Raw genomic sequence first — 12,187 nt, 5'->3', positions numbered from 1 at the left:
GCGTATGGCAGGAAGAGGAAGGCACGACACGACGGCGTCCGGCACGACGCAGGCGCAACGCGCACAAGCAAACAGAAGCGGTCGACAGGGAGCCGACCGCCGTACAAGACAAATCTGGAGGAGCAACATGAAGCGCAACCTCATTCTGGCGGCGGCCCTTGCCGCCCCCCTTCTTTCCGGCTGCGGCGGTGGCGACGACAATCCGCCCCCGCTCGTCGAAGACCGGCTCTGCCCCGCATCGCTCGACTACAGCACCGTATTCACGGGCGGTGCGGGCAGCGGCGAACTCGCGAAGGTCCAGCTCGACACGACCAAGATGACCTGGCAGGTCACCTATGTCGAATCGCCGGTTCCGGCAACGACCGGCACCGTCACGCCGACCCGCGCGGGCACGGTCGACAGCGGCACGCTCACGCAGGAAACGCTGCTGCCGACCAACAAGCTGAACCAGTGCGCATTCCGCCTGAACGGCGCGAGCCTCGATCCGTCGCGCCCGGCGCGCATCTTCGTCGGCGAAGGCGTCGCGGGCGGCACGATTCCGGGCAAGGAAATCCAGTTCAACGGCGTGCTCGGCCAGGCCGCGGTGCCCGATACGAAATTCCCGTACTACCCGTTCATCGGCTTCTCGTCGATCGAAACGGACATCACGAAGGTCGCGGGCACGTACAGCCACGTCGGCTTCGGCGAAGTGCCGTCGCAGAACTTCGCGCCGGCGTCGATCGATGCGAAGGTGACGATCAACGCCGACGGTTCGTGGACCAAATGCGACACGACCGGCCAGTTCGCCGGCGGCGCGTGCACGCAGCAGGGCACGAACTTCGCGCAGTCGGCCGACGGCAGCGGCGCGTTCCAGAGCAACAACTACCAGAGCCAGCTGAAGCCGACGCTGTCGGCGACGCCGCAGGGCAAGGGCTTCATGATCGTCGGCAAGCTGCGCAACCAGCTCGTGCCGATCCTCGTGCGCACGGGTGTCGCGAACCCGAACCCGACGCCGGACAGCAACGGCGTGCCGGGCCTGACCGCCGACGACGAATCGAGCATCTCGATCCTCGCGCCGCAAACGACCATCGCGCTCGGCTCGCAGAACGGCGAGTACATCGGCGTCGACAGCCAGTTCGACTACCGCACCACCGCGCTGGCCGACACGCAGGCCACGCTGCTCGATCCGTTCCAGGCATCGCAGGCATCGCTTGCGACCGCGCTGAACCTCGACTACACGCAGGCGGTGCCGGGCACGGTCACGACGACCCACGTGAGTGCAAGCAGCACGGCGCCGACCGGCAAGTTCATCTTCACGGGTGGCGTGTTCGGTTTCCTCGACAACGCGGGTTCGACGCCGTATTTCACGATCGGCGCGTTCGTCCAGTAAGAGGAGGCAAGCCGTGATGAAGAAGACCCTTCTCTGCGCGGCGGCCGGCGCCGCCGCCCTGGCGCCGCTCGCGGCGCACGCGCAGAGCGCCGGCAGCAACGTCGTCACGCTGGGCTGGTTCCACGTGATGCCGCAGCAGAGCAGCACGCCGATGACGACCAACGTCGCGCCGACGCCGATCAACACGCCGCTGCGGCTGCCGCCGTCGTTCACGTCGCCGGGCACCGGGCTGCGCACCAGCGGCGCCGATACCGTCGGCCTGACGGTCAGCCACTTCCTGACCGATCACATCGCGGTCACGTCGGTGGCCGGCGTGCCGCCGGTGTTCAAGGTATCGGGCCAGGGCACGATCAAGCCGCCCGGCCCTGCCGGCGCGCTGGGCACGCAGAACATCGGGCTCGCGTCGGTCAACCCGATCGTGAAGAGCGTGCGGCAGTGGAGCCCGGCGGTGATCCTGCAGTACTACTTCGGACAGGCGACCGCGAAGTTCCGGCCGTTCCTCGGCCTCGGCGTGTCGTACAACTGGTTCAGCGACCTGCAGCTCAATACGAACTTCATCAAGCAGACGCAGGACAACCTCGGCGCGATTCTCGCGGCGGGCGCGGGCAAGCCGGGTACGACATCGGTGGAGGCAAAGGCGTCGTCGTCGTGGCAGCCGGTGTTCAACGCGGGCCTGCAATACAACATGACCGAGCATTTCGGGCTGGTGGCGTCGGTGACGTACATCCCGCTGAAGACGACATCGACGGTGACGATCAAGGCGGCCGACGGCACGACACTCGCCGAGTCGAAATCGGACCTGAAGGCGGACCCGATCATCAGCTACGTCGGGATGACGTACAAATTCTAAGGCCGGCGACGGAGAACGAAACGAGGAAAGATGGATGACCCGCGCCAAAAACGCGGGCAAAAAAAAGCCCGCCTAAGAGGCGGGCTGAATCCATATCAGAGGAGACATGGAGGAGACAGGTATAACTATAGCGAATCGATTTCCGCATTGCAACATTTCCGTAGAGAAAATAAGGATTTTCCCTCGAATGCGTACTCTAGATCGCTAGTCTGTATCCGACCCCTTCATGCTTTCCCGCTCGAGCACGTCTCCGAGCGCATCGCGCAGCAGCGCGACGGGCCGCGTCAGGCGGCCCGGCAGCGCGGCATGCACGATCCACACGTTGATCCGCGTTTCCAGCCCCGTCGTTTCCACCACCCTCAGCGCATCGCGATGCGCGCTGCGCGCCAGCGCGTTCGGCGGCGCGATGCCGATACCCGCGCCACGCGCGACGAGCGACAACTGCAGCTCCGAGCCGAACGCCTCGACCGCGACATCGAACGGCAGCCCGGCGGAACCGAGCGCGCGGCTCAGCGCCGAGCGCATCCCGCAGCCGTCCTGGCTCAACACCCACGGAAAACCCGACAGCACGTCGAGCGATAGCGGACCGTCCGGCAACGGGAAATCGCGCGCGGCGACGAGCACCGTCGGCTGCGTGCCGAGCAGGGTCGCCGTCAGCGTGTCGGGCAGCGCCGCGCTGGCCGGCACCATCACCGTCGCGACATCGAGCGTGCCGCGCTCGATGCCCTGCACGAGCGCCGGCGACCAGCCGGCCGTCACGCGCAACGTCAGCCGCGGAAACGCATCGCGCAACCGGTCGATCGGCCGCTCGAGCGCGAGCTCGGACAGGAATGGCGGCACGCCGATGCGCAGCTCGCCCGACGGCTCGCTGTCCGGCGCCCCCGCGGCCATCAGCTCGTCGACCGCACGCAGCACGTTGCGTGCAAGCGCGTAGACGTCGCGCCCGGCGGCAGTCGGCTTCAGCGGCTTGCTCTGCCGTTCGAGCAGCGGCACGCCCAGCAGCGTTTCGAGATTCTGCACGCGGCGGGTGAGACCCGGCTGGGTCAGATGGAGCTTCGCGGCGGCGGCGACCATCGACCCGCTGTCGACTACCGCGACGAACGCCTGGAGATCACGCGTATTCAAAACAAACTCGCATAATCATGTTAGACATATTTCAATTGTCGCATAAACATCAGCCACCTACGATGGGGATTCCTTCGCTCCTCTTCCCAGGCTTCCGATGAACTGCCCCGCCGATTCCCGCCCTGCCGCCATGCGCCCCGCGCGCGGCGCCCCGCCCGCGCTCAGCACGGGCATGACGCTCTTCTTCGCCGCGACGGTCGGCGTGATCGTGATGGGCCTGTTCGCCGCACAACCGCTGACGGGCCCGATCAGTGCCGACCTGCACCTGCCGCCCGGCCTCACCGGCCTCGTCGCGATGCTGCCGCAGCTCGGCTACGCGGCCGGCCTCGTGCTGCTGGTGCCGCTCGTCGATCTGCGCGAAAACCGCCGGCTGATCGTCGCGACGCTCGTCGCGTGCGCGGCGGCGCTCGCGCTGCCCGCGTTCACGCGCTCGGGCGCCGTGTTCCTGGTCGCGACGCTGATCGCCGGCGCCGCGTCGAGCGTGATCCAGATGCTGGTGCCGATGGCCGCGTCGATGGCGCCCGAAGCGCAGCGCGGCCGCGCGGTCGGCAACGTGATGAGCGGACTGATGCTCGGCATCCTGCTGTCGCGGCCGCTCGCCAGCCTGATCGCGGGCACGGCGGGCTGGCGTGCGTTCTACGCGCTGGCCGCGCTCGCGAATGCGGCGATCGCCGTCGTGCTGGCGCTGCGGCTGCCGGCGCGCCAGCCGGCGGTGACGGCCGGCTATCGCACGCTGCTCGCGTCGATGGGACGGCTGCTCGCCGACGAACCGGTGCTGCGCCGGCATGCGCTGTCGGCCGCACTCGCGATGGCGGCGTTCAGCGCGTTCTGGACGGCCATCGGGCTGCGGCTTGCGCAGCCGCCGTTCGGCCTCGACCTGCACGGAATCGCACTGTTCGCGTTCGCCGGCGCGAGCGGTGCGATCGTCACGCCGCTCGCCGGCCGCGCCGGCGATCGCGGCCACGGCCCGGCCGCGCAGCGCATCGCGCACGTGACGATGCTCGCGGCGCTCGCCGTGCTCGGCGTCGCCGGCGCCGGCTGGTTCGGCTTCGACGTGCACGCGCACCGCGGCGTCGCGCTGGCGCTGCTGGCCGGCGGCGCGGCGCTGCTCGACGCGGGCGTGATCGTCGACCAGACGATCGGCCGGCGTGCCATCAACCTGCTGAACCCGGCCGCGCGCGGGCGCCTGAACGGCTTGTTCGTCGGGCTGTTTTTCGTCGGCGGCGCACTGGGCGCGGCGCTCGCGGGTAGCGCGTGGGCGTGGGGCGGATGGAGCGCCGTGTGCGGCGTCGGCTTCGCGTTCGCCGGCGCGGCCGCCGGGTTCGGCCTGTCGGCCGCGCGCCGGACCGGCGCAGCCGCGTTGCCGCGCGCGTAGGCCGGGCCCGGATATGCAAACGCCCCGCCCTCTGACGAGGCGCGGGGCGTTGCGCGGGCCGCGGGGCCCGGAATCAGTGACGGACCAGCGCCATCATCGCGCCGAAACCGACGAAGATGCCGCCCGTCAGCCGGTTGAAGATCTTCGCGACGCTCTGGCTCTTCAACGTCGCGCCGATCCGCGTGCCGAACGACGCGTAGACCAGATACCAGCTCACCTCGATCACCGCGAACGTGACGACAAGGATGCCGAACTGCGGCAGCGTGGGCGCCGACGCGTTGATGAACTGCGGCAGCAGCGCGGCTGCGAACAGGATCGCCTTCGGGTTGCTGCCCGCGACCAGGAAGCCATTGCGGAACAGCGCCAGACGCGATGCCGACGCGCCCGGCGACACCGCATCGACGTCGGCGGCCGGCGCGTCGTCGACACGCGCGCGCCACGCCTTGACGCCGAGATAGATCAGATAGGCGGCGCCCGCGAAGCGCAACGCATTGAACATCGCCGGCCATGCCTCGAGAACCGCCCCGAGCCCCGCCGCGGACACCGCGAGCATCAGCACCAGCGCGGTCAGGCAGCCTGCCATCGTCGACGACGAGCGGCGCAGCCCGTGCCGCGCGCCGTGCGTCATCACGAGCAGCATGTTCGGGCCCGGAATCGCCGACACGACGAACACCGTCGCCACGAAAAGCCACCACGTATGCAGGTTCATGACCGCCTCAACCGAAAGAAAAACGAAACGTCGATTATGCCGTGTGTGCCGCGCTTCTGTCGCGCGCCGGCTCAGCGGCCCGCGCGGCGCAACGCGACTTCGCCGAGCACCGCGAAGTCCTGGTCGCCGCCGCCGTGCGCGAGCGCATCGAGCAGGCTGTCGCGCACGACGCTCGCCACCGGCAGCGGCACCGATGCCGCGTCGCCGGCTTCCAGCGCGAGCCGGACGTCCTTCAGGCCGAGCCGGGCCTTGAAGCGCGCGGGTTCGTAGCTGCGCTCGGCGATCATCCCGCCGTAGCCCTGGTAGACCGGCCCGGGAAACACGCTGCTGGTGATCACGTCGAGGAAATCGCGCATCGCGACGCCGTGCGCGCCGAGCAGCGCGGACGCCTCGCCGAGCGTCTCGATCGCCGACGCGAGCGTGAAGTTCGCCGCGATCTTCGCGACGTTCGCGTGCTGCGGCAGCGAACCGAATCGCCAGGTCTTCTGGCCGATCGCGTCGAACAGCGGCTGCACGCGGTCGATCGCCTCGGCCGGGCCGGCGGCCATGATCGTCAGGCGCGCGGCGGCCGCGACGTCCGGGCGCCCCATCACCGGCGCGGCGACGTAGTCGAGTCCGCGCGACGCATGCGCGTGCGCGAGCGATTCGGCCAGCGCGACGGAGACCGTCGCCATGTTCACGTGGATCAGGCCGCGCGGCGCCTGCGCGAGCAGCGCGTCGTCGAACACTGCGCGCGCGGCGGCATCGTCGGCGAGCATCGAGAACACGGCGTCGCCGCGAAACGCATCGGCTGGCGACGCAACGATCTGCGCACCGAGTGCGGCGAGCGGCTCGGCGCGCTCGCGCGACCGGTTCCAGACGCGCACGGTGTGCCCCGCCTTCAGCAGGTTCGCCGCGATCGCCTGCCCCATTTCGCCCAGCCCGATAAATCCGAGATCCATTGCCCGCTCCTTCGATCCATGAAGCCGCGAGTTAAACACAGATGACGGCGGCTTGCAGCGGCCGCCGCCGGCCGTGCGCGGTGCGATACTGGGCGAATGGCGACCGCGACCTTCCGCTTCCACGGCGAACTGAACGCGTTTCTCGCGCGGGCACGGCGCGAATGCGCGTTCACGCATGCGTTTGCGCGCGACGCGACGCTCAAGCATGCGATCGAGGCGCTCGGCGTCCCGCATACGGAAATCGGCGAGCTTTGCGTAAACGGCGCGCCGGCCGACCTCGACCGGCCGCTCGGCGGCGGCGAGCGCGTCGACATCCACCCGCAGCACGCCCGACCGGCCGGGAACGGCGCGCCCGCGCCGCAACCGGAGCGCTGGCGCTTCGTCGCCGACGCGCATCTCGGCGGCCTCGCGCAGTTACTGCGGCTCGCCGGCTTCGACACCTGCTACGACAACCACTACCGCGACGACGCGCTCGTCGCGCTCGCCGTGCGCGAAGACCGCGCCGTGCTGACCCGCGACCGCGAGCTGCTCAAGCGCCGGGCGGTCGTGCGCGGCTGCTACCTGCATGCGCAGCAGCCGGCCGAGCAGTTGCGCGAGCTGTTCGCGCGGCTCGACCTCGCGCCGTACATGCGCCCGTTCCGGCTGTGCCTGCGCTGCAACGCGCCGCTGCACCCGCTCGATGCGGCAGCCGCCGCGCCGCGGGTGCCGGCCGGCGTGCGCCAGCGGCACCGGCGCTTTGCCGCGTGCGACGTGTGCGGACGCGTGTTCTGGGAAGGCTCGCACTGGCGGCGCATGCGCGCGGTGGTCGACGCGATGCGCGCGCCGCCGGCCGGCACGCCGGACCTTCCAGACGCCTGAAAAAAACAAAACCCCGCATGCCGGAAGCGTGCGGGGTTTCGCGACGGGCGGCCGGCAGTGCCGGCCCCGGCGAGACGCGCTTAGTTTGCTGCGCCTGCGTCGTTCGTGCCGGCTGCCGAAGCGGCGGCGGCCTTCGCCTTGCCCTTCGCCGAACCGTGGTGCTTCAGCGCGTGCTTCGGCTTGCTGTGATCCTTCTTGGCCGGTGCCGGTGCTGCGGCCGACGTGTCGGCTGCCGGCGCGGACGCCTGTGCGAATGCCGAAACCGATGCGAGAGCGAATGCTGCGGTCATGATCGAAGCGAGCGTCTTCTTCATTGTTCTTCCTTTAGCGGAGAAAAAGTCAAACGTACCGGTAAAGATGCGAGGCATCCGCATCGGAACGTCAGTCGCGCCGGGTTTCCGGTCGCCGCCGGGCGGCTCGGCTCTCGCCTTTTCGCCTCGACAAATACTGACGCACTGGCTCCATAACGCACCGCCCGCGCGGCCAGTTGACACGTTCCTTGCAATCTTCGGGTTTCCCCGGAGGCGCAGGCCGCGGGCCCGCGCGACATGCCGCCCGGGCGTCTGCCAATCGTCCGACAAACCGGCTCTCGCGCCCGTTGCGGCAACGCTATACTGGCCTCCTTCCGTTCCAACGGATCGCGGCCGGTCATGAGACCGCCGCCGTCGCGAGGCGCCCAAATTGCCCGATCACAATCTGGACAAACTGAAAATCGACCGGCGTCCGATCGCGCCCGCGCCACGCCGGCGCCGGTGGGTCCGCTACGCGGTCGCGGCCGCAATCCTGATCGCCGCGATCATCGCCGCACTTCTCCTCACCGGCCGGCCGACGGTCGACACGACGTCCGTCACGTCCGCCTACCCTTACCAGAACGACACGCAGCTCAATGCGACCGGCTATGTCGTGCCGCAGCGCAAGGCCGCGGTCGCGTCGAAGGGCCAGGGGCGCGTCGAATGGCTCGGCGTGCTCGAAGGCACGCGCGTGAAGAAGGACGAGATCATCGCGCGGCTCGAAAGCAGCGACGTCGAGGCATCGCTCGCGCAGGCGCTTGCACAGGTGAAGGTCGCCCACGCAAACCTCGGCGTCGAGCAGGCCGAACTGAAGGATGCCGAGATCGCGCTGCGCCGCACCGCGGTGCTCGCGCCGAAGGGCGCGGTGCCGGCCGCGCAGCTCGACATCGACACGGCCCGCGTGAACAAGGCCCGCGCATCGGTCAACAGCGACCAGGCCGCGATCGCGTCCGCCGAAGCCAACGCGCAGGCCGCGCAGGTCGCGGTCGACCAGACGGTGATCCGCGCGCCGTTCGACGGGATCGTGCTCGCGAAGCACGCGAACGTCGGCGACAACATCACGCCGTTCTCGTCCGCCTCGGACAGCAAGGGCGCGGTCGTGACGATCGCCGACATGGACACGCTCGAGGTCGAAGCCGACGTCGCCGAATCGAACATCGCGACCATCCGTGCCGAGCAGCCGTGCGAAATCCAGCTCGACGCGCTGCCGGACATGCGCTTCGCAGGCCGCGTGTCGCGCATCGTTCCGACCGTCGATCGCTCGAAGGCGACCGTGCTCGTGAAAGTGCGTTTCGTCGACCGCGACGAGCGCGTGCTGCCCGACATGAGCGCGAAGATCGCGTTCCTGTCGAAGCCGGCGACGCCGCAGGACCGGCAGCCGGTGACGGCCGTGCAGGCGAGCGCGGTGGTCGAGCGCGACGGCCGGCCGGTCGTGTTCGTCGTGAAGGGCGACACCGTGCACGCGGCGACGGTGACGGCCGGCACGCGGATCGGCGAGCTGGTCGCGGTCCGCGGCGTGAAGCCCGGCGACACGGTCGTGCTCGCGCCGGGCGCAAAACTGAAGGACGGCGCGAAAGTGACCGTCGCGAAGAAATAGCGTGCCGCGCGTGAACGACGCATCGCCGCCCCTCGTCGAGATCAGCCACGTCGCGAAGTCGTACCGGCGCGGCAACCAGGTCGTGCCGGTGCTGACCGACATCACGCTCGACATCGGCGAAGGCGACTTCGTCGCGCTGATGGGGCCGTCCGGCTCCGGCAAGAGCACGCTGCTCAATCTCGTCGCCGGCATCGACCGGCCCGACAGCGGCGAGCTGCGCGTGGGCGGCCTCGACATCTCGCGGCTCGAGGAGGCGCAACTGGCCGAATGGCGCGCGGCAAACGTCGGCTTCATCTTCCAGTTCTACAACCTGATGCCGGTGCTGACCGCGTTCGAGAACGTCGAGCTGCCGCTGATGCTCACGCATCTGTCGCGCCGCGAACGGCGCGAGCGCGTCGAGCTGGTGCTCGACATGGTGAACCTGGGCGACCGGACGAGCCATTACCCGTCCGAGCTGTCGGGCGGCCAGCAGCAGCGCGTCGCGATCGCGCGCGCGCTGATCACCGATCCCGTGCTGATCGTCGCGGACGAGCCGACCGGCGACCTCGACCGCGCATCGGCCACCGACGTGCTCGCGATGCTGCAGCGGATGAACGCCGAGCTCGGCAAGACCATCATCATGGTGACCCACGACGCGCATGCGGCCGGCGCCGCGCAATCGCTCGTGCATCTGGAAAAAGGGGAGCTCATCGATGGGCACGCCGTCTGACCGACGGGAGCGCGCACGATGTACGTGCTGAAGCTGATCGCACGCAATGCGCTGCGGCACCGGCTGCGCACGCTGCTGACCGTGCTCGGGCTGACCATCGCGGTGCTGGCGTTCGGGCTGCTGCATACCGTCGTCGACGCGTGGTACGCGGGCGCGGCCGCCGCGTCGAGCGGACGGCTCGTCACGCGCAACGCGATCTCGCTCGTGTTCCCGCTGCCGGTCAGCTACGAGAACCGGATTCGCGGCGTGGACGGCGTGACGACGGTGGTTCGCTCGAACTGGTTCGGCGGCGTGTATCGCGATCCGAAGAACTTCTTCGCGAGCTTCGCGGTGTCGGACAACTACCTCGACCTTTACCCCGAATTCATTCTTCCCGCGCAGCAGCGCGCCGACTACGACCGCGATCGCCGCGGCTGCCTCGTCGGGCGCCAGCTCGCGACGCAGTTCGGCTTCAAGGTCGGCGACGTGATTCCGCTGAAAGGGACGATCTACCCCGGCACGTGGGACTTCGTCGTGCGCGGGATCCTCGACGGCCGCGACGATTCGACGATCACGCGCCAGCTGGTGTTCCACTGGGACTACCTGAACGAGACGGTGCGCAAGCGCACGCCGAAACAAGCCGACCAGGTCGGCGTGTTCGTGGTCGGCGTCGCGAACCCGGACGACGGCGCCACCATCGCGCGCAACGTCGATGCCGTCTTCAAGAACTCGCTCGCCGAAACGCTGACCGAGACCGAGCAGGCGTTCCAGCTCGGTTTCGTCGCGATGTCGAACCAGATCATCGCGGCGATCCGTGTCGTGTCGTATGTCGTGATCCTGATCATCATGGCCGTGATGGCCAACGCGATGGCGATGAGCGCGCGCGAGCGCACCGCCGAGTACGCGACGCTGAAGGCGCTCGGCTTCGGTCCCGGCTTTCTCGCGCTGATCGTGTTCGGCGAATCGGTCGTGATCGCGGTGGCCGGCGGCGGCCTCGGGATGCTCGCGACGCCGCCGGCCGCGAGCCTCTTCAAGCAGGCGGCGGGCGGCATCTTCCCGGTGTTCAGGGTGTCGACCGAAACGATGGCGCTGCAGGCCGCGTGCTCGGTCGCGGTCGGCATCGCGGCCGCGCTCGTGCCGGCGTGGCAGGCCGCGCGCGTGCGCGTGGTCGAAGGCCTGCGGGCGATCGGGTAGGCCGGGACAGACTGCAATGGCGATTCCCCTCACCTACATCGCGCGCAACCTGTGGACCCGGCGGCTCACCACCGCGCTCACCGCGGGCGGGATGGCGCTCGTCATCTTCGTGTTCGCGACGGTGCAGATGCTCGATGCGGGGCTCACGCAGACGCTCGTGTCGACCGGCGAACCGGACAACGTCGTGGTGATCCGCAAAGGCGCGGAAACCGAGATTCAAAGCTCGATCGACCATCAGCAGGCGAACGCGCTCGAGATGCATCCGGCCGTCGCGCTCGGCCCCGACGGCCGGCCGCTCGTGTCGAAGGAAGCCGTCGTGCTGATCTCGCTCGTGAAGACGTCGACCGGCAAGCCGTCGAACGTCGTGATCCGCGGCGTGTCGCCGGCCGGCCTCGCGCTGCGTTCGCGCGTGAAGCTCGTGGCCGGCCGCCCGTTCGCGCCGGGCTCGTCGGAGATCATCGTCGGCAGCGCGATCGCGAAAGGTTTCAGCGGCACGCAGCTCGGCGACAGCCTGCATTTCGCGCAGCGCGACTGGACGGTCGTCGGCGTGTTCGACGCGGGCGGCAGCGGCTTCGATTCGGAGATCTGGGGCGACGTCGATCAGTTGATGCAGTCGTTCCGGCGCACCAGCTATTCGTCGATGGTGCTGCGCATCCCGAGCGCCGACGGCTTCGCGCGCTTCAAGGCCGACATCGACGTCGATCCGCGCCTGACCGACGAAGCGAAACGCGAGCAAACCTTCTACGGCGACCAGTCGAAGGCGCTGTCGACCTTCATCAACATCCTCGGCATCACGCTGTCGACGATCTTCTCGATCGCCGCGATGATCGGCGCGATGATCACGATGTACGCATCGGTCGCGAACCGCACCGCCGAGATCGGCACGCTGCGCGCGCTCGGCTTCAAGCGCATGAACGTGCTCGCGGCGTTCCTGCTGGAAGCGCTGCTGCTCGGCTTCGTCGGTGGGGTGATGGGGCTCGCGTGCGCATCGCTGATGGGGTTCGCATCGTTCTCGACGACCAACTTCCAGACGTTCTCGGACCTGTCGTTCCGTTTCGTGCTGACCCCGGCGATCATCGTGAAGACGCTGCTGTTCTCGCTGGTGATGGGGCTCGTCGGCGGGTTCCTGCCGGCGATGCGCGCCGCGCGGCTGAACATCGTCGACGCGCTGCGCGCGCAGTGACGCACGCA

Annotated in this window: 12 protein-coding genes; 8 read left to right on the top strand and 4 right to left on the bottom strand. The window is 69.1% G+C overall.

The annotated features are described in order from the left end of the window. The first annotated feature begins 127 nt into the window (after positions 1 to 127). A complete protein-coding gene (locus tag DCN14_RS15570; RefSeq protein ID WP_096508209.1) occupies positions 128 to 1,369 on the top strand; it encodes a DUF2957 domain-containing protein in 1,242 nt (413 codons plus the stop codon). A gap of 16 nt (positions 1,370 to 1,385) precedes the next feature. Next, positions 1,386 to 2,219, top strand: a complete 834-nt coding sequence (locus tag DCN14_RS15565) for an OmpW family outer membrane protein (protein WP_096508208.1) — start codon at positions 1,386 to 1,388, stop codon at positions 2,217 to 2,219. A 204-nt stretch (positions 2,220 to 2,423) separates the two neighbouring features. Here the strand turns inward: DCN14_RS15565 and DCN14_RS15560 are convergent, their stop codons facing one another. Then, on the bottom strand, positions 2,424 to 3,344 hold the full coding sequence (locus tag DCN14_RS15560) for a LysR family transcriptional regulator (RefSeq protein ID WP_096508207.1): 921 nt from the start codon (positions 3,342 to 3,344) through the stop codon (positions 2,424 to 2,426). A gap of 97 nt (positions 3,345 to 3,441) precedes the next feature. On the opposite strand from DCN14_RS15560, the gene DCN14_RS15555 reads away from it, so the two are divergent. Then, a complete protein-coding gene (locus DCN14_RS15555) occupies positions 3,442 to 4,719 on the top strand; it encodes an MFS transporter (protein ID WP_096508206.1) in 1,278 nt (425 codons plus the stop codon). 73 nt (positions 4,720 to 4,792) lie between these two features. Here DCN14_RS15555 and DCN14_RS15550 read toward each other — a convergent pair whose 3' ends face one another. Further along, the gene (locus DCN14_RS15550) at positions 4,793 to 5,428 is read right to left on the bottom strand and encodes a LysE family translocator (protein WP_096508205.1); all 636 of its coding nucleotides are present in this window, start codon (positions 5,426 to 5,428) and stop codon (positions 4,793 to 4,795) included. Positions 5,429 to 5,499: 71 nt separating this feature from the next. After that, the gene (locus DCN14_RS15545) at positions 5,500 to 6,369 is read right to left on the bottom strand and encodes an NAD(P)-dependent oxidoreductase (protein WP_096508204.1); all 870 of its coding nucleotides are present in this window, start codon (positions 6,367 to 6,369) and stop codon (positions 5,500 to 5,502) included. Between the two features lie 96 nt (positions 6,370 to 6,465). Here DCN14_RS15545 and DCN14_RS15540 point away from each other — a divergent pair, with 96 nt between their 5' ends. Further along, a complete protein-coding gene (locus tag DCN14_RS15540) occupies positions 6,466 to 7,227 on the top strand; it encodes a Mut7-C RNAse domain-containing protein (protein ID WP_096508203.1) in 762 nt (253 codons plus the stop codon). Positions 7,228 to 7,307: 80 nt separating this feature from the next. Here the strand turns inward: DCN14_RS15540 and DCN14_RS15535 are convergent, their stop codons facing one another. Beyond that, positions 7,308 to 7,541 carry a hypothetical protein gene (locus DCN14_RS15535; RefSeq protein ID WP_096508202.1) on the bottom strand — a complete coding sequence of 78 codons (234 nt, stop codon included), beginning with the start codon at positions 7,539 to 7,541 and terminating at the stop codon, positions 7,308 to 7,310. A gap of 367 nt (positions 7,542 to 7,908) precedes the next feature. On the opposite strand from DCN14_RS15535, the gene DCN14_RS15530 reads away from it, so the two are divergent. The 4 genes from DCN14_RS15530 to DCN14_RS15515 are packed head-to-tail and all read left to right on the top strand — an operon-like array spanning position 7,909 to position 12,179. Then, positions 7,909 to 9,114, top strand: a complete 1,206-nt coding sequence (locus tag DCN14_RS15530) for an efflux RND transporter periplasmic adaptor subunit (protein ID WP_096508201.1) — start codon at positions 7,909 to 7,911, stop codon at positions 9,112 to 9,114. 10 nt (positions 9,115 to 9,124) lie between these two features. After that, complete coding sequence (locus DCN14_RS15525) at positions 9,125 to 9,823, top strand: ABC transporter ATP-binding protein (RefSeq protein ID WP_096508231.1); 699 nt, start codon at positions 9,125 to 9,127, stop codon at positions 9,821 to 9,823. Between the two features lie 18 nt (positions 9,824 to 9,841). Beyond that, positions 9,842 to 10,996, top strand: a complete 1,155-nt coding sequence (locus DCN14_RS15520; RefSeq protein ID WP_096508200.1) for an ABC transporter permease — start codon at positions 9,842 to 9,844, stop codon at positions 10,994 to 10,996. A 16-nt stretch (positions 10,997 to 11,012) separates the two neighbouring features. Beyond that, positions 11,013 to 12,179 carry an ABC transporter permease gene (locus DCN14_RS15515; protein ID WP_096508199.1) on the top strand — a complete coding sequence of 389 codons (1,167 nt, stop codon included), beginning with the start codon at positions 11,013 to 11,015 and terminating at the stop codon, positions 12,177 to 12,179. Positions 12,180 to 12,187 lie beyond the last annotated feature (8 nt).

Origin of the sequence: Burkholderia sp. IDO3, assembly GCF_003366075.1 — a bacterium.
Taxonomy (GTDB): domain Bacteria; phylum Pseudomonadota; class Gammaproteobacteria; order Burkholderiales; family Burkholderiaceae; genus Burkholderia; species Burkholderia anthina.
The sequence above is the reverse complement of the archived record's forward strand: the minus strand, read 5'-3'. Positions and strand labels throughout refer to the sequence as shown.

Bases quoted from the DNA above. Each gene is read 5' to 3' on its own strand.
- DCN14_RS15570 (WP_096508209.1), top strand. From the start codon at position 128: ATGAAGCGCAACCTCATTCTGGCGGCGGCCCTTGCCGCCCCCCTTCTT.
- DCN14_RS15515 (WP_096508199.1), top strand. From the start codon at position 11,013: ATGGCGATTCCCCTCACCTACATCGCGCGCAACCTGTGGACCCGGCGG.
- DCN14_RS15540 (WP_096508203.1), top strand. From the start codon at position 6,466: ATGGCGACCGCGACCTTCCGCTTCCACGGCGAACTGAACGCGTTTCTC.
- DCN14_RS15520 (WP_096508200.1), top strand. From the start codon at position 9,842: ATGTACGTGCTGAAGCTGATCGCACGCAATGCGCTGCGGCACCGGCTG.
- DCN14_RS15550 (WP_096508205.1), bottom strand. From the start codon at position 5,428: ATGAACCTGCATACGTGGTGGCTTTTCGTGGCGACGGTGTTCGTCGTG.
- DCN14_RS15545 (WP_096508204.1), bottom strand. From the start codon at position 6,369: ATGGATCTCGGATTTATCGGGCTGGGCGAAATGGGGCAGGCGATCGCG.
- DCN14_RS15565 (WP_096508208.1), top strand. From the start codon at position 1,386: ATGAAGAAGACCCTTCTCTGCGCGGCGGCCGGCGCCGCCGCCCTGGCG.
- DCN14_RS15555 (WP_096508206.1), top strand. From the start codon at position 3,442: ATGAACTGCCCCGCCGATTCCCGCCCTGCCGCCATGCGCCCCGCGCGC.
- DCN14_RS15535 (WP_096508202.1), bottom strand. From the start codon at position 7,541: ATGAAGAAGACGCTCGCTTCGATCATGACCGCAGCATTCGCTCTCGCA.